The organism is Pseudomonas sp. Leaf434 (assembly GCF_001425545.1).
Taxonomy (GTDB): Bacteria; Pseudomonadota; Gammaproteobacteria; order Pseudomonadales; family Pseudomonadaceae; genus Aquipseudomonas; species Aquipseudomonas siliginis.
This window is the reverse complement of sequence record NZ_LMQZ01000001.1, coordinates 1,861,046-1,874,338: the sequence shown is the minus strand read 5'-3', so window position 1 is coordinate 1,874,338 and position 13,293 is coordinate 1,861,046. Positions and strand designations below refer to the sequence as shown.

At 56.3% G+C, this 13,293-nt stretch carries 22 protein-coding genes; 9 read left to right on the top strand and 13 right to left on the bottom strand.

All coding sequences use genetic code 11. The annotated features are described in order from the left end of the window. Positions 1–64 precede the first annotated feature (64 nt). The 12 genes from ASG55_RS08350 to ASG55_RS08295 all read right to left on the bottom strand — a co-directional run bounded on the left by ASG55_RS08350 (position 65) and on the right by ASG55_RS08295 (position 7,511). Positions 65–919: a putidacin L1 family lectin-like bacteriocin gene (locus ASG55_RS08350; RefSeq protein ID WP_038861471.1), complete on the bottom strand. Its 855-nt coding sequence runs from the start codon at positions 917–919 to the stop codon at positions 65–67. A gap of 8 nt (positions 920–927) precedes the next feature. Then, positions 928–1,113, bottom strand: coding sequence for a Com family DNA-binding transcriptional regulator (locus tag ASG55_RS08345; RefSeq protein ID WP_038861995.1), 186 nt, complete (start codon positions 1,111–1,113; stop codon positions 928–930). A 537-nt stretch (positions 1,114–1,650) separates the two neighbouring features. Beyond that, positions 1,651–1,941, bottom strand: coding sequence for a hypothetical protein (locus tag ASG55_RS08340; protein ID WP_056785375.1), 291 nt, complete (start codon positions 1,939–1,941; stop codon positions 1,651–1,653). Between the two features lie 152 nt (positions 1,942–2,093). Beyond that, positions 2,094–2,774: a hypothetical protein gene (locus ASG55_RS08335; protein WP_056785372.1), complete on the bottom strand. Its 681-nt coding sequence runs from the start codon at positions 2,772–2,774 to the stop codon at positions 2,094–2,096. Continuing rightward, the gene (locus ASG55_RS08330; RefSeq protein ID WP_056785370.1) at positions 2,771–3,370 is read right to left on the bottom strand and encodes a recombination protein NinG; all 600 of its coding nucleotides are present in this window, start codon (positions 3,368–3,370) and stop codon (positions 2,771–2,773) included. The genes ASG55_RS08335 and ASG55_RS08330 overlap by 4 nt, the downstream gene beginning before the upstream one ends. Continuing rightward, a complete protein-coding gene (locus ASG55_RS08325) occupies positions 3,370–3,768 on the bottom strand; it encodes a recombination protein NinB (RefSeq protein ID WP_056785368.1) in 399 nt (132 codons plus the stop codon). The genes ASG55_RS08330 and ASG55_RS08325 overlap by 1 nt, the downstream gene beginning before the upstream one ends. Next, positions 3,765–4,172 carry a hypothetical protein gene (locus tag ASG55_RS26780; protein WP_156388172.1) on the bottom strand — a complete coding sequence of 136 codons (408 nt, stop codon included), beginning with the start codon at positions 4,170–4,172 and terminating at the stop codon, positions 3,765–3,767. The genes ASG55_RS08325 and ASG55_RS26780 overlap by 4 nt, the downstream gene beginning before the upstream one ends. Beyond that, complete coding sequence (locus ASG55_RS08315) at positions 4,169–4,966, bottom strand: hypothetical protein (RefSeq protein WP_056785366.1); 798 nt, start codon at positions 4,964–4,966, stop codon at positions 4,169–4,171. The genes ASG55_RS26780 and ASG55_RS08315 overlap by 4 nt, the downstream gene beginning before the upstream one ends. Continuing rightward, positions 4,953–5,924 carry a hypothetical protein gene (locus ASG55_RS08310; protein WP_056785363.1) on the bottom strand — a complete coding sequence of 324 codons (972 nt, stop codon included), beginning with the start codon at positions 5,922–5,924 and terminating at the stop codon, positions 4,953–4,955. Before ASG55_RS08310 ends, ASG55_RS08315 begins: the two co-directional genes overlap by 14 nt. 1 nt (position 5,925) lies before the next feature. Beyond that, the gene (locus ASG55_RS08305) at positions 5,926–6,648 is read right to left on the bottom strand and encodes a Rha family transcriptional regulator (RefSeq protein WP_082530289.1); all 723 of its coding nucleotides are present in this window, start codon (positions 6,646–6,648) and stop codon (positions 5,926–5,928) included. Between the two features lie 151 nt (positions 6,649–6,799). Further along, positions 6,800–7,225 (bottom strand): phage regulatory CII family protein, encoded by a 426-nt coding sequence (locus tag ASG55_RS08300; protein WP_056785358.1) that lies wholly within the window; start codon positions 7,223–7,225, stop codon positions 6,800–6,802. 79 nt (positions 7,226–7,304) lie between these two features. Beyond that, positions 7,305–7,511, bottom strand: coding sequence for a Cro/CI family transcriptional regulator (locus ASG55_RS08295; RefSeq protein WP_056785355.1), 207 nt, complete (start codon positions 7,509–7,511; stop codon positions 7,305–7,307). Between the two features lie 107 nt (positions 7,512–7,618). On the opposite strand from ASG55_RS08295, the gene ASG55_RS08290 reads away from it, so the two are divergent. The 3 genes from ASG55_RS08290 (at position 7,619) to ASG55_RS27160 (ending at position 9,708) form a co-directional block, all read left to right on the top strand. Continuing rightward, positions 7,619–8,485, top strand: coding sequence for a S24 family peptidase (locus ASG55_RS08290; RefSeq protein WP_056785351.1), 867 nt, complete (start codon positions 7,619–7,621; stop codon positions 8,483–8,485). A 97-nt stretch (positions 8,486–8,582) separates the two neighbouring features. Continuing rightward, the gene (locus ASG55_RS08285; protein ID WP_056785348.1) at positions 8,583–8,942 is read left to right on the top strand and encodes a hypothetical protein; all 360 of its coding nucleotides are present in this window, start codon (positions 8,583–8,585) and stop codon (positions 8,940–8,942) included. Continuing rightward, positions 8,932–9,708: a hypothetical protein gene (locus tag ASG55_RS27160; RefSeq protein ID WP_236708161.1), complete on the top strand. Its 777-nt coding sequence runs from the start codon at positions 8,932–8,934 to the stop codon at positions 9,706–9,708. The genes ASG55_RS08285 and ASG55_RS27160 overlap by 11 nt, the downstream gene beginning before the upstream one ends. Before the next feature lie 34 nt (positions 9,709–9,742). Here the strand turns inward: ASG55_RS27160 and ASG55_RS08275 are convergent, their stop codons facing one another. Beyond that, positions 9,743–10,063 (bottom strand): DUF1654 domain-containing protein, encoded by a 321-nt coding sequence (locus ASG55_RS08275; protein WP_056785342.1) that lies wholly within the window; start codon positions 10,061–10,063, stop codon positions 9,743–9,745. Positions 10,064–10,619: 556 nt separating this feature from the next. Between ASG55_RS08275 and ASG55_RS08270 the strand changes: the two genes are divergently transcribed. From ASG55_RS08270 to ASG55_RS27415, 6 genes are all read left to right on the top strand, one after another. Beyond that, on the top strand, positions 10,620–11,399 hold the full coding sequence (locus ASG55_RS08270; RefSeq protein ID WP_056785339.1) for a hypothetical protein: 780 nt from the start codon (positions 10,620–10,622) through the stop codon (positions 11,397–11,399). A 356-nt stretch (positions 11,400–11,755) separates the two neighbouring features. Next, positions 11,756–12,184: a hypothetical protein gene (locus tag ASG55_RS08265; RefSeq protein WP_236708160.1), complete on the top strand. Its 429-nt coding sequence runs from the start codon at positions 11,756–11,758 to the stop codon at positions 12,182–12,184. Between the two features lie 192 nt (positions 12,185–12,376). Continuing rightward, a complete protein-coding gene (locus tag ASG55_RS08260; RefSeq protein WP_056785336.1) occupies positions 12,377–12,781 on the top strand; it encodes a hypothetical protein in 405 nt (134 codons plus the stop codon). Next, entirely contained in the window at positions 12,778–12,984 is a 207-nt protein-coding gene (locus ASG55_RS08255; RefSeq protein WP_056785334.1) for a hypothetical protein, read from the top strand. Before ASG55_RS08260 ends, ASG55_RS08255 begins: the two co-directional genes overlap by 4 nt. Then, positions 12,966–13,160, top strand: coding sequence for a hypothetical protein (locus ASG55_RS08250; protein ID WP_056785331.1), 195 nt, complete (start codon positions 12,966–12,968; stop codon positions 13,158–13,160). The genes ASG55_RS08255 and ASG55_RS08250 overlap by 19 nt, the downstream gene beginning before the upstream one ends. Next, positions 13,157–13,282: a hypothetical protein gene (locus tag ASG55_RS27415; RefSeq protein WP_269085000.1), complete on the top strand. Its 126-nt coding sequence runs from the start codon at positions 13,157–13,159 to the stop codon at positions 13,280–13,282. The genes ASG55_RS08250 and ASG55_RS27415 overlap by 4 nt, the downstream gene beginning before the upstream one ends. The last annotated feature ends 11 nt before the right edge of the window (positions 13,283–13,293 follow it).

Genomic DNA, 13,293 nt, shown 5'->3' with positions numbered 1-13,293 from the left:
AACCCGCGCGGTTTAGCAAATGAAGGATCTCTCGACGCCCTTTAGTTCCGGCGTCATGCCAACATCAGAACGTCCAGATGAAATCCTTGAAGGTCGGCAGTGGCCCAGTCGTGTGATCTGGGTAGAACACATTTTTCGGTACCAGCGTAGGGGTGTAGCCGAAGCGTGCCCAGACCGGCTTTTCTTGCACGATGGACAAGTTACCATTCGCTTGAACGCGCAGAATTGCCCCTGGATTACCGCCAGTACCACTGTGCCAAAGCACTGAGTAATTTGCTCCGTAAATAACCAGGTTGCCATCGGTTTGCATAACCGCCCTTTCGGCACCCTTGTTCTGAGTCCAACTGGCCCACAACACACCCAGCGGACCATTAGAGATCACTAGATTCCCATCGGTTTGGAAGATGAAAGTCGTGCCACCGGACACATACTTTTTGTCGCGCTCCAGAGTAGTGCCAGGAGCAATGATGATCGAGTCTTCGGCGCCAGGTGACTGAGGAATCGCCGGATTACTGCTCCAGATCGAGATGGAGTCTGTAATGACGATATTGCCGTCATTTTGCACGCGCAGATAAGTGCGCTCGGAAGCAGCAGTTTCATCGCGATTCGGCGGAGTACTATTGAAGGTCGACCAAGTGCGAACGTGCTCGCGATCTTTCAAGATTGCGTAGTACAGAATATAGAAGGAGGTCGGGGTATTTTCGTAGACCTTGTTACCGTACGTGATGTAGGGCTGTCCGTCTTGCGCAGACCAAACTGCAGTCTGACCATCGTAGAGGACCAGATTCGAGTCAGCCTGGAGAATCAATCGGAAGCGCTTGTTGGGCGAATCCAAATACTGATTCCAAGTCATCTCATGTTTCGGCAGCAAAGTAGAGGTACCGTTCTGTGCGAACGGAATGCGTGCTGGAATAGCCATATGAGTACCTATTGAGTCGAATGAATGTTCGCGGAGGATTCCGCTTTCATGTCGCTCAAAGGCGATCGCTCAAGGCTCGTGGCCTTCTCATGATTCAACGTCCCGCATCGGGAGCATTTGATCTGGAGCTCGGTAAACTCACCCACGCGGGCGAGAAGTCTGTTGCACTTTCCACATCTGCAATCTTTAAGCATCTGCAAAGCCTTGTCGTTTTCTGCTAGGCTCCGCCCCGCTCGCGCGAGCAGTGAGGGCCTTGGCTGGCTTGCAGGCTGGTTCTGCGATCTGGCGTCTCCCTTGGGTGTTACCGCACCCTCTGGGGTCGCCCTCTCTTTTTCCCGCGCTAGAACGAAAAGCCCCGAATCTGTCGGGGCTTTTTTGTTTCTGTCGGGTATAAAAAGGCCCCTGCGAATGCAGAGGCCCTGAATAGGTGCGCTCGTCTTTCCGAGCTGTCGGCCAAAGACCATCCCAGCGTCGACGCCCCTTTGCATCGATCTCGCTGTTCCTGTCTCGCGCCACCCTGAAAGCATTGTGAGGTCAGAGTGCGCGGGCTGCCGGCGTTGATCCGTGCGTCGTACTATCCGGCTATCGACGTCCAGGCCTTCCCGAGGGCTGTCCTGGCTACAGGTGAAACTTGGTACATCTGGGAAAGCATCCACTTGAGTAGCGGCTTTCCTCAGCGGTACAAAAGCCCGGCGCATATGTCCGGGCTTTTTTGTTGCTTCCAGGCGTATTCAGCAGGGGGTCAGACCGACACCATCAGGTGCAGCCTTGGCCGAGGTCATCACGAAGTGATTGCTGGATGCGCGCAGATTAGAGGCCAAGCCATCATCACCGGACTGGCTACCCGTTCGCCACATGGCGAGGGTCAGCTCCATGCGTTGCAGCGCAACACCTTGCGGCTCAGCCACCACGTATGCGACGCGGTAAGCTCTAGTCAGTGGCTCGGCGAGCGCCGACATGGAGAAACAGGACAGGCAGGCGGCGAGCGCCAGCCCCAGATAAGCAGAGAGTCGCTTAACCATTCGGCATTCCTTCTGGTGGTTTTCTTTGGACAATAAAAAACCCGGCACGGTGGCCGGGTTTCGTTCGTCACTCCTACACACGCAGGAATGACAGGATGGGTGAATAATGCGACATGGCGACATGACATTGCAAGCCCTTTTGAGGGACTATTTTATGCCGCCTCGCCTTCCAGCACTCCGACTGCTTCAAGCATGTGTTGCGCCTCGACCAGGGCCTCGTTCACAAGTGACTCCAGCCCATCCTTGATGGTCTTGTTCCAGCGCTGGTAAGTGCGCTCTGTAAGTCCTTGGGAATCCCAGTTCGTCATGTCGTAGTTCGAGTCGGCCAGGACGATCATCTCGCCGGGCTTGTCCTCTGCTACGGCGCGCGCATGCTTGTTGGCCCGGGCAACGTCAGCGTCTGCTGCCGCGTTGCGCCAATCCCACTGCCCCTGCTCCTTGTTCTCCCGGTGCTTCGGCGCCTTGATCTGGGTTACCGCTCGCTGAATGCCCTTCACCTGCTGCGGTACAGCCCAAACGAGAACTGCCTGCTGAGTGAAGCGCTGCGGTGCCGGTGTCTTCACCACGGCGACCAGCCGGCCGATGGAATCGATCTTGCGGCCACGGTGGGTGCTGTACTTGGCGACGAGGGCGTTCCAGTGCCTAGGGGAAAGCTGGGCGTGCAGGAGCCTGTGCACGATGCAGTCAGCCAACAGCGCGGCATCCTTCCCGGATATCTCGCCCTTGAGCTTGCTGGCCTGCACCCGGGGCTCGACGTTGCATCCGCCGGAACTGTTGATCGTCTCGGCTGCCAAGGCCCGGACTACTGCGGAAATCACGTTGTGGTAGTTCATGCTGCAGCCCTCTTCAGTTCTCGGGTCTTGGCCCGGTATTCGGCCTTGATGGTTTTGATTTCTTCGACGGTGTACTTGCGGGGCTCATGAGGCCCTTCGAGCCATGCCACGGTTTCGGCGCCGATGCGCAGCACCAATCGGATGCGGTACTCGACGGCGTTACCGGACAGGTTGCGGTTGCACTTCACACACTGGCGGTGAATATTGAGCGGCTCGAAGCGCAGCTCAGGACAGGCGCCGACGGATCGGTAGTGGCCGGCGTCCCAGCGACTGCCCGTCATCAGGTCGTTGTCGTTCGGCATCGAATCGCAGCTGATGCATGGCAGGTGCGCGTCACGCAGGCGGACGTACTCGTTCACAGCTGCCTGGGCTTCGCGCAGGTGATCCGCCCTGCTCTTCAGCTTCTCCTTGCGCACCTGGATCTCGCGGCGGTCGCGCTGGTTGATCGCCTTGCGGGCTTTCTCGGTGTTTGCCGGCGCGTGAGCCAGCGCGCATTTCGGACTGCATACCACCTGTGTGGTGTTGAACAACGGGGCGAACTTCTCGCCGCAGGCCTTGCAGGTTTTCTGCTTCGCATCCTTGAGGGCAGTGCGCATCAATACCGCCCTCCCCACTTGTCCTGCTCAGTCCAGCGCACGTCATGCTCGGCACCGAAGGCATGCATCAGCTCGAACAGATCGCTGAACCACTTCTGCGACTGCTTGCGGGTCGATACGGCCATCACCACGAAGCCACCATCAAGGCCAGGCTCCGCACGCTGCTTCTCCAGCGAGGCACTGAAAAGGCACTTCCAGTCCTCACTGGTCAGCTTCTTGCCGTGCCAGACCACCTGCTCTGATACGTCCTTGAGCATTGCCCACATCTTGCGGTTGCAGACGTCAGGGCGCTTCTCGTCCTTGATGACCACGATCTTGGGTTTGGTGAAGTCGGTTGCATGCAGGACGCCCATGAGGCGGCTGATATCGCGCTGGCTGCGGATTGGGAATTCGATCATTGCCCGAACTCCTTGAGCAATTGGCGCGCACCCATGACGGCACCTTTGCCGCCGGAGGTGCGGCTAATGTCCTTGAGCCACCCCAGCATTCGGGTGTTCTGTGCTTTCAGGTCGATGACCATGCCGAGCAACTCATCGCCGTCTGCGTCCATGTCGGACTTGAGTGCTTCGCCAATCGCGTCAAGGTCGCAAACGGCCGCCAGAAGCATGCGCTTGTGTGATTCGAGATCCTTGCGAATCGCCTCGGTGTCAGCCAGCAGCTCCAGCGCCACCTCCTCCACGGTCTTTTCCCCGAGGAATTCTTGCAGCGCCTCAGTGTTGCGCTTCCAGTCTGCGCAGTCGGCACGGTACGACGCCGCCTCGGCCCACAGCAGCTTCTGGAGTTCTTGTTTGTCGATGCTCACTGAGCCGCACTCCTTGCTTCCAATTGTTCGGCCTGCTGAATGAGCAGCGCCCGGCGATCCGCCAGCTCATTGGCTGCCTGAATTCGCATTTCTGTTTTTTCCTCGGCTGATGCTTGGCGCATGGCGAGCATCGAATCCTTCACCGCGGCGAGCCTCTCGCGCAGTTTTGGCGAAGGCCGCGCAACCTCACCGGTGAGCAGTGCAACGACGGCCCGACCGTCTTCAGTGACCGGCACGACACTCAAGTCGGCCAGGTACTGCTGAGCTCGCTCTTGCGGGATCCGCTGCATCTGCACAGCCTTGGTGATCGCCTGCGTGCGGCGGTTGGCGTCGAAGCCGACGGACACATGCCAGTTGACGTGTTTGTTGTCCTCCCGGGCCTGACCCACCAGACGCTCATAAGCACTGTTGAACGCCATGCGCGCACCGACCTTGTCGCCGGCGTCGAGAACAGGTTTTGCGGCTGCCAAGGCGAGCTGGATTTCATCGGTTATCACCACGGTTTCGAACTCGTCGTTGGTGGTCATGGCGATCGCCCATGCTTCGTCCTTGCCCGGGCGCCCATCGGCGATCTGCACGCGCTGAAGAATGTCAGCCATTGCCAACTTGCCCTTCACCTCAAAGCGGCAGGCCTTCAGTGCGGCTTTCACCACCGGTACCGGGTAGGCACAGAGATCTTCGGCCATGATCGCCGCGGTGCCTGGGTTCATTTCCTGACCCATGGCCTCGGCGGTGGCGCAGATCGCAGCAGCGAGCCCGGCAACCTGTTGGTCATTCATTTCAAAGGTATTCATTGCGCTCCCCTGCTTGGCGCTTAGCCAAGACCATTTGCGCGGCCTGCTCTGCAGCAGAGACGTTCGCTTCGGTACGCTCCATCTGGCGGGCAGTTGTCCCGTTGATGCGCTGACCGGTAACCCACTGGGTGTGGTAGCTCTCGGCGTTTGACAGCAGTTCGTTGAGGCTGTGGCACTTGCGCAGAACAGAGGCATCGCTGGTTTTCAGGAAGTGAGCGGCGACGTGATGGGCGACATCGGCGCCGAGGCGGTCGACCAGTTGACCGAGCTGGCCACCGACCTTGGCGTTCCACACCGGCCAGGTGCTGTAACGCTTGCGGTAGGCCATGGCGTAGTTCGCCCAGACCTTGAAGGTTTTGCAGGACTGGTCTTTCGGGCCCGGCATGTCAGCGGGAATCTCAACCCGTGGCGTATCGGTGCGATCAACCACCAGCACCAGGTTGCGGGCCGGCTTGCCCGGGCTGCCTTGCAAGTCCTGATCGGTATCCTGATTAGTACCCTGATGATTGGTATCCTGATTTGTCGGAGATTTTTCCGACCCTTGCTCGGATTTTTCTCCGACCTTGCTCGGATTTTTTTCCGAGGTAGATCGGATTTTTTTCCGACCTTCGTTTTTTGGTGGGGTCGGATATTTTTCCGACCCGTCCAGCTTCTGGTTCCACTCGATCGCCTTCTCGGTCAGGCGGAACAGAGTGATATTTGAAGTGCTGGAAAGCTCAATCAAACCGGCCTCTTCCAGGGCCTTCAGCATGCGATAAGCAGTGTCCGGCTTGTCGGTGAGCAGCGGGAGCTCCTCGATGATTTTTGCCTTGCTCAGCGCGAAGAAGATCCCGTCGTCAGTCTTGATTGGCTTGGTCCAGCTCGGGCAGCCGTAGACGAAGGCGAACAGCAGGGCCTGCTGAGAGTTCAGCCCCCACTCCAACGCCTTCACCTGATTGATCGTGACGGTGAATTGCATATCAAGCCTTCCCGATCAATTTGGCCAGTTCGAGGAAGCGATCCACGTACCAGTGAGGCTGTGTCTCGCGTGGGCATTGCGGGCTGGTGAGGTTCTTGCCGTAGGCCAGCCCCTTGTCAGTGACCGACCAGAAGTCGACCATTTCCTGCTTGGAGTTTTTGCGCTGGAGCTGCTTGAGGAAGCCCTTGGCGGCCAGTGCGCGGTTGAATGCTGCTGGCGCAATGCGAATGCAGTTGTCTTTCAGCAAGGCCGTGGCCGACTTGGTGGGCATCGAAGAGCCGCCGGCGGCATCAGGTGCAGAGTCGACGGCGTAACCTGGGAGAAACTTCGGATCGAGCCCGTTGTTCTGGGCGATCTTCGTTAGCATGGCCATCTGGCAGGATGGAGCCGGCTTCAGCAGGCGCGTGAAGCACTCCATGATGGCGATCTCGCCGACGACCTTGGTGCCATTGAGCAGAACCTGCTGGCGGGCGCCCTGCTGCTGTTCAAGCTCGCGCCACCGGCGAATCACCTTCATGCGCATCGGGGCGCTGTAACCGGTGAGCAGGCAATCGGTGTGCTCGCGATCGAGCATGTACTCAACCTGTTCCCGGTTTTGGCCGTCCTGATAGATGTGCTCAAAACTGAGTACATCTAATTTCAGTTCTTTCAGCATCGCAGCGATGTCGCGCTTCACGTTGGCGTGCCGCTTGCCGGTGACGTTAGCAATCTCGCGAGACGACATCGTGGTACGCGACACGTTTTCAGAATTGGAAAAACGTGTCGCGACACGTCCGGTATTGTCCTGTTGTGGCTGTGCGTGCATAATTGGCTCCACTTGTTTTATTGCTGTAGAAAAAGCCGACCTCGTACGTCGGCTTTTTTGTGTCTGAAATTCAGGCTGCCTTCACGGACTGCTTGAACACTTCCAGGCTGACGATTACCTCCTCAGCCTCCTTGAGCAGGCTCGTTTTCTCGACCGAGCAGACTCGACCATCAGCCTGTGCGTCGAACGCAAGCCGGGTGACATCGGCAAGGTCGGCATGCAGTCGAAGCAGAGCGGCGTTGAGATTGATCCCTTCCGGCCGCTCTTTCTGGACTAGGTCGAAACCGAAGGACTCAGCCCAAGCCTTGAGCGGGCGGAAGTCTTGGGTGAACTTCATGATCCGGTGCAGCTCTTCCACGTTCATGCGGTGGGTGTCGTAGTCCGGGTTTGCCTTCTGCGAAAGCAACGTCCGGGATTTGAAGTCCGCGCCCTCTGCGATCTTTTTGGTGCCATGGTCGTCAACCACGTCGTAGATCGCTCTCATCAACTCCTGCATGTCACACCTCAAAAATTGTTACGTGGCTTTGCGCCACCAGCGGCGCGATCATTTGCTCAAGGGACGGCGGACTTTGATGTCAGGCGGCGGTTCTTTGAGCCGGCAGCTGGCACGGAAATGGACGAACCTCCTCCGCTGTCAGCTTCCCGTCCTCATGTTCAATGACCAGGATTTCCCTGGCCGCCTTCAAGGCTTTTGAAATGGCTGGAGCGCTGACGCCAAGGCCCTTGGCGACAGCGGACTGACCAATTCGCTCAACCAGTTCTGGCAGTGGCGTCTTCTTCATGTCGTTGCCTCAGCAAACTTTGTTAGATCCAATGTTAACCGCCGGTTAGCTTTCAGGCAACACCGGCGGTTGCCGCAATAAAATTAACCAACGGTTAAATTTCACGGATGAGCAGAAAGAAAGAGCTGTCCCCAGAACTGAAAGCTGAGTGCGACGCCGCCAAGGCGCTTTTCGTATCGAAAAAGAACGCGCTCGGACTGACTCAGGCGAGTCTTGCAGCGGAGGCTGATATATCGGCCGCTGCGGTAGCTATGTACCTGAACGGAACGAATCCTCTGAACGCCAAGTTCGCGGCGGTTCTATCGCGCTTACTCGGTGTTCCAGTCGAGCGCTTCAGTAAGCGACTTGCGCGCGAGATCAGCGGGCTGACAAGTGTCGCCGACACACCAGCGGTTTCGACGCTCTCAGCCGCCGACATGGTCCGCCAGATGCTTGACAAGCAGGGCAAAGGGCTAACCGACACAGCCAGACAAAGATTGATGGCAGCCGCTGAAGCAGATGATGCCGGGGGCGCCATCGAGATTGACTACTACCGGCCAGGAGTTGTGGGTGATGAGGTGTGGATCGCCCACTACGACGTCCGCGCCGCGATGGGCGGAGGTCAGATCCCGCATGACTATCCCGAGATGCTGCAGGATGTCCGGGTAAGCCCTCAGCATCTTCGCGAGATGGGTGTCGAGTTCAAAGAGCATTTTCACTTGAAGATGGTGACCGGTTGGGGCCAGTCGATGGCACCGACGATCAAGCATCGAGATCCGCTGCTGGTCGACATCAGCATCCGGGAATTCGTGGGGGATGGGATCTACATGTTCTCGTGGGAAGGTCACATCTACATCAAACGTCTCCAGTGGATCGGTGATGATCAGATCAAGATGATTTCCGACAATGATCGACACCCGCCTCAAACGATCAGAGCAGATGAGACCTTCATTCAAGCTCGAGTTCTGCTGGTATGGAACTCCCAGCTTGTGTAATTAAACCATCAAAAAATACGATGATTGATTTCGGAAGGTGCAATGCTAATAGCGAAAGCCTGCCGACACAGTGAATCTTGAGATAAATGGATTAAAAATGACTGACATTCCTGAAGACGCGCAAATCGAAGAGGCCGAGGAAAGCGTTGCGAAAACAAAGGATTTTGTAAGATTCCTTATCGCGAAACGCAGCGATGACTACAAGTGCAGCCAATGTGGTGCGAACACTTGGTCTATCCACAACGAATCAGGCCTAGCATTAGACAAGCCTTCTGGTGATGGGCTCAATGGCGAATCACCTGTCATCGAGTTTGAGCACGATATTAGAAATTATGAACTGGCAGGGATTACCTATGGGATTCATTGCTCTAATTGTGGATTTATCGTGTTCACACTTGCATCTATTGTAAATAACTGGGTCAAGGAAAACCCAGCGGATGAAGTACATGAAGAGTAACTTCATCGGGGGAGCTGGCGGTGCAGACCTAAAAAAAACCGAGCATAGCGAGCCACGACCTGTTGAGCTTCGTGGCCAACCAATCGTTCTCGCAGACGTAAAAAAAAGACTATCTGGCTACACCGACTCAAATTTTGCATCAGCATCATCGACTTCCGAGCGGGCGAATAAACGGGGTGACCAAGACGAGAAACCAGCGGATACTATCGTCATGACAGACCTAACGCGTGAAGAGCTAAAATCCACTTTGGCCGAAATCGAAGACCGGATGGATAAGCGTATCGAGAGAATGGAGCGTGCTGAAGACAGGCGTGCAGACGCATACCGACGCGAGCAAGAGGCCCGAGATACGCTCTACTCAGAAAGATTCGAAGCTACCAATCGACGGCTAGAAGACAGAGACAGAGTCATCGATTCAAAACTTGAGTCTATGGGTATAGCGATAGCCTCGGTTGCTTCCAAGGTTGATGGATTCGAGGCAAAACTGACAACCAATCTTGAGGGGGTTAAGGCTTCCAACAAAGAGTCCACCAAGCATATTTTGGGGATCGTAATCGCCTCTTTGTTTGGATTTCTAGCAATAAACGCAACCATGATCTATGGTGCGAAGAGCTTTTTTGACTCTGGTAAAGAGGTGGCGAGCCTGCAGTCGAGCATTGAAGATCTGAAAAAATCCATCGCTATCCAGCCAGCTCCAGCTCCAGCTCCAGCTCCAGCTCCAGATAAAAGCATCGCCCCACCCAGCTCTACGCCTAAGCAAAAATGACCAAGCCCGCCGATGAGCGGGCTTTTTTTGCCTTTTAGAACGGGGCCGCCTGCTCCATCGACACCTCAAACAGATTTTCCACCTCGGCGACTCTCTCCTCCTCGCCTTGAGGATCCCACCTGAGCGTAACCGACTCATCGTCGTTGAACGTCATGTCTATGCACTCCGTCTCGGATAGCAATCCCATCACCTCCTTCCATTCCCTTTCTCCATCCGTGTCCAGCCGATGGATCGTCACCCAGCGCTGAATCTGTGCGATCGGGTGGTTGATCATCGACGAGACGCGCAACTGAAGGCGCTCAAGGCCTGACATGCCACCGCTTTCGTGCCGGTTTTGTTTTTGTGCCGCTGCCATCTATTTCCCTCCTGATAGCTGTATATCCATCCAGTTTAACGAAGAATAACCAAATCTTTCGCAAATTAAATTAACCGGCGGTATTGACGGACAGGTAACCGCCGGTTAATTTACGCCCATCGCAGTGACACAAACCCACCGCGAAGGGCCTCAACAGACCCGCCGCTCTTTAACAACCAGCGCCATGAACGACTACCCGGCCAGTCCGGTTAGGTCACTCCCGGCTCCATCGGTGGGAGGTCAGTAAACCGATGAACAAAACCGCACTTGCCTCTACCGGCGACCGGCGATCCGACAGGCCCGAAAGCCTGCCCACGCGCAGCCCACTGCGACGGCGGACGAGGTGTTGACCGAACTGAGTGAAGCCTCTACCGGCGACCGGCGATCCGACAGGCCCGAAAGCCTGCCCACGCGCAGCCCACTGCGACGGCGGACGAGGTGTTGACCGAACTGAGTGAATGACCTGGTAAGCGGGTGCGGAGAAAAACAGATTTCACTGGCTGGCCTTGGCGACAGGGCCAGACGGGAAATCAACCGATCAAGCACGGAGCATCAAATGAGCGAACAAACGCTTCAGCAACTGCTGGCCGAACGTGTCAGCACTTACGCCCTGTCTGATCGCCCTCGCGAGCTGATCGATGAGGGCATCGACAAGATGTTCAAAAGCGTCGTCGAAGACGCCTTCAGATCTTACGGCACCATCGGCGAATCAATAAAAACGGCCGTGAAGGAAGCCTTTCCAGCCAATGTCACCGACATGTTTGAACTTCAGCGCTACAACGCACTGATCGCCAATGCTTTGCGGGAGCGCTGGGAGGCTGCAGGCATGGAGTCGGCAATCATGAAGCAGGCCGACGCATCCATTACTGAGGTGTTGACCGGTGAAGGTCTGCTCACAGGTGAGATTTCGCTGAAGGATTTGCTCGAAGCATTCATTGATGAACACAAAGAAGAGGCTGCGGACGAGCGATGGAGCGCCCCGGAAATCCGCATCACTGAAGACGACAGCCATTCTCACAAGTTCTACCACATCTACTTCGATCCGCAGCCAGAAGGTGGGAGTCGGTACAGCTATAGCAATGAGCGCCGCAGCGACTACACCCTTAAACACAACCTCCATGTGATGGTTGAAGGTGAGCGCGAAACCGGAGACCACTGGAGACCGAAAGTCGAATTCGGGAAGGTGTATAGCGCCCAACTCGATGCGAAAAAAGTCTCGATCAAAATGAATATCCGCTCGAAATGGGAGCGCATTCTGGCTTCGCTTTACTTCGGTGAAGCCGTTCTACTGATCGACTGCGAGGAAAGCGACTTCTCCTACGGCTTTGACGACTGAACAACCAGCGCCACGACAGCCTGTCGTTAACTGCCCGATCCTCTCTATGAGAGCGCATCGGGGTGTGATCTGAGGCTAAGTCTCGGGCAGCGGAAGTGCCAACCGGTCGCCTACAGGGCTAACCTTCCGCCGAATGCCGGTTGAGCCCCGGCCAGATCACACCCCGATGCGGACGAAACTGCGGCCTATAACCGCCCACCTGCATCAAATCCCAGAATCGGTTGTTATCGAGCGCTGGCGAACTGAACACGGCCGTGGAACTCGGCGCCGGAGACGTAGCCGGCAGCTCGGGCAACTTGAGATGGTCCCGCAGGCATGGTCAAATAAGTAATGGCCTTTTGCTACGGTAATCCCAGTTGAAACAGAATCGCGGAATAATCATATTTTTCTCGGCAGTGACTTTGCTCTTTATCTTGGTACAGGTATGGCATGCGAAGACTGCTCCTGAAGAGAAAATGCAGGAGCGTGAACGCCAGCTAAAGGGTCTCGCGCTAATCATGAGTGTTCAGTCCGGAAAAGCATCTGATGACTCAACTCGCATCGACTCGGTGACCTACAGCGATGAGGTCATGCGTATCTCTTACACGCTTACAAAAGTAGCAAAGGAAGAAATAGATACCGATGAGTTCACCAAGGACGCTAAAGCGCTTGCAGTTTCTGCATTCTGCAATGAAAAAGGTTTAGGACAGTTCGTAAAAACGGGTCTTTCCATTAACCTCCTGTACAAGGATTCAACCAGCTCACCGATAGTTGAGTTTCAGATAGGCAAGTCCGACTGCCTCTGAAGACTGCCTACTGAAGCCCGCCCCTCTCGCGGGCTTTTTTCTGCGTGTCGTACCGCAATGAGTCCGCGCAGCTAGTCATCAAACTACCGACCAATCCCGAATGCACTCCCCTCCGCGCCCAACGGCAACCAGCGGAGCGGACGAGTGCATCCGAGTTTTGTTGGATCAACACCCGCCACTCTGGAGGCGACCATGTCAGCTCTACGCAAACTCATCCCGGAAGACGACTTCCTCGATACGAAGGCAGGTCAGGAATGGCTGACCGAGTCGGTCGACGATCTGCTTTACCGGCGTCACGTCGAGGCGCCCAATCCGGTTGGAAGAAGCAAGGTCCTGGTCAACGCTGACCACTTGCCGGAGGCGCTGGCGGATCACATGGCTGCGAACCCGGATCCCGATCGGTACATCGAAAAGATTTTGATCGAGCTGATCTGTCGCGGGGACGGCGGGATTCTGCACACATGGGCCATTGAAGCCGTCGGCGGTGATGCGCAAATCGTTCGGTCGCTCGCTGCCGACCTTGTCGCGGTGCATGCCAACGAGTACCGAGATGCAGAGCGCGAAAGCGATCGGGTCGAGCAGGAGTGCGGGTTTTGAGCCCGCACGTCCTCATCGACGAGGAGCTGGAAACCTTAGCGGAACCAGCAACGCCGGTCAGCTGGTCGGTGATGATTCAGAAAACCCTGACTGAAATGATGGCCGACGAGCGCATCACCATCGAAGAATTCAACCACTACTGCGGACGCCTCAACAAGATTGTTGCAAGGCGCAAGGAGTCGTCATGGCTACCCCAATCGTGAAATCGCTGTTCGATGAACAGCTCGAGGATATCGAGCGTCGCATTGCGATTCTCGGCTTCGGCCTGCCCTTCAATGAAGTGATCGGCCGCAAGCGCGAGGATCTGGTCGACAGCCTCCCGCAGCGCCTGTCGGTGACCATGAAAGGCGGACGCATCGCTGTGAGGGCTCGGCCATGAAAATCACGTTCTGGTGTCTTGCCGCTGGCCTGCTGGTGGTTATGGCTGCATACAGTGCGGCTCGCGACTCGTCCGGCGTGTGCCAGGTGCTGCGCTCCACCACCTACAACGTGTTCCGATGACCAGCCTTCAG

Excerpts from the sequence above, each read along its gene's own strand:
- ASG55_RS08350 (WP_038861471.1), bottom strand. The coding sequence starts at position 919 with ATGGCTATTCCAGCACGCATTCCGTTCGCACAGAACGGTACCTCTACT.
- ASG55_RS08345 (WP_038861995.1), bottom strand. The coding sequence starts at position 1,113 with ATGCTTAAAGATTGCAGATGTGGAAAGTGCAACAGACTTCTCGCCCGC.
- ASG55_RS08340 (WP_056785375.1), bottom strand. The coding sequence starts at position 1,941 with ATGGTTAAGCGACTCTCTGCTTATCTGGGGCTGGCGCTCGCCGCCTGC.
- ASG55_RS08335 (WP_056785372.1), bottom strand. The coding sequence starts at position 2,774 with ATGAACTACCACAACGTGATTTCCGCAGTAGTCCGGGCCTTGGCAGCC.
- ASG55_RS08330 (WP_056785370.1), bottom strand. The coding sequence starts at position 3,370 with ATGCGCACTGCCCTCAAGGATGCGAAGCAGAAAACCTGCAAGGCCTGC.
- ASG55_RS08325 (WP_056785368.1), bottom strand. The coding sequence starts at position 3,768 with ATGATCGAATTCCCAATCCGCAGCCAGCGCGATATCAGCCGCCTCATG.
- ASG55_RS08315 (WP_056785366.1), bottom strand. The coding sequence starts at position 4,966 with ATGAATACCTTTGAAATGAATGACCAACAGGTTGCCGGGCTCGCTGCT.
- ASG55_RS08310 (WP_056785363.1), bottom strand. The coding sequence starts at position 5,924 with ATGCAATTCACCGTCACGATCAATCAGGTGAAGGCGTTGGAGTGGGGG.
- ASG55_RS08305 (WP_082530289.1), bottom strand. The coding sequence starts at position 6,648 with ATGTCGTCTCGCGAGATTGCTAACGTCACCGGCAAGCGGCACGCCAAC.
- ASG55_RS08300 (WP_056785358.1), bottom strand. The coding sequence starts at position 7,225 with ATGCAGGAGTTGATGAGAGCGATCTACGACGTGGTTGACGACCATGGC.
- ASG55_RS08295 (WP_056785355.1), bottom strand. The coding sequence starts at position 7,511 with ATGAAGAAGACGCCACTGCCAGAACTGGTTGAGCGAATTGGTCAGTCC.
- ASG55_RS08290 (WP_056785351.1), top strand. The coding sequence starts at position 7,619 with ATGAGCAGAAAGAAAGAGCTGTCCCCAGAACTGAAAGCTGAGTGCGAC.
- ASG55_RS08285 (WP_056785348.1), top strand. The coding sequence starts at position 8,583 with ATGACTGACATTCCTGAAGACGCGCAAATCGAAGAGGCCGAGGAAAGC.
- ASG55_RS27160 (WP_236708161.1), top strand. The coding sequence starts at position 8,932 with ATGAAGAGTAACTTCATCGGGGGAGCTGGCGGTGCAGACCTAAAAAAA.
- ASG55_RS08275 (WP_056785342.1), bottom strand. The coding sequence starts at position 10,063 with ATGGCAGCGGCACAAAAACAAAACCGGCACGAAAGCGGTGGCATGTCA.
- ASG55_RS08270 (WP_056785339.1), top strand. The coding sequence starts at position 10,620 with ATGAGCGAACAAACGCTTCAGCAACTGCTGGCCGAACGTGTCAGCACT.
- ASG55_RS08260 (WP_056785336.1), top strand. The coding sequence starts at position 12,377 with ATGTCAGCTCTACGCAAACTCATCCCGGAAGACGACTTCCTCGATACG.
- ASG55_RS08250 (WP_056785331.1), top strand. The coding sequence starts at position 12,966 with ATGGCTACCCCAATCGTGAAATCGCTGTTCGATGAACAGCTCGAGGAT.
- ASG55_RS27415 (WP_269085000.1), top strand. The coding sequence starts at position 13,157 with ATGAAAATCACGTTCTGGTGTCTTGCCGCTGGCCTGCTGGTGGTTATG.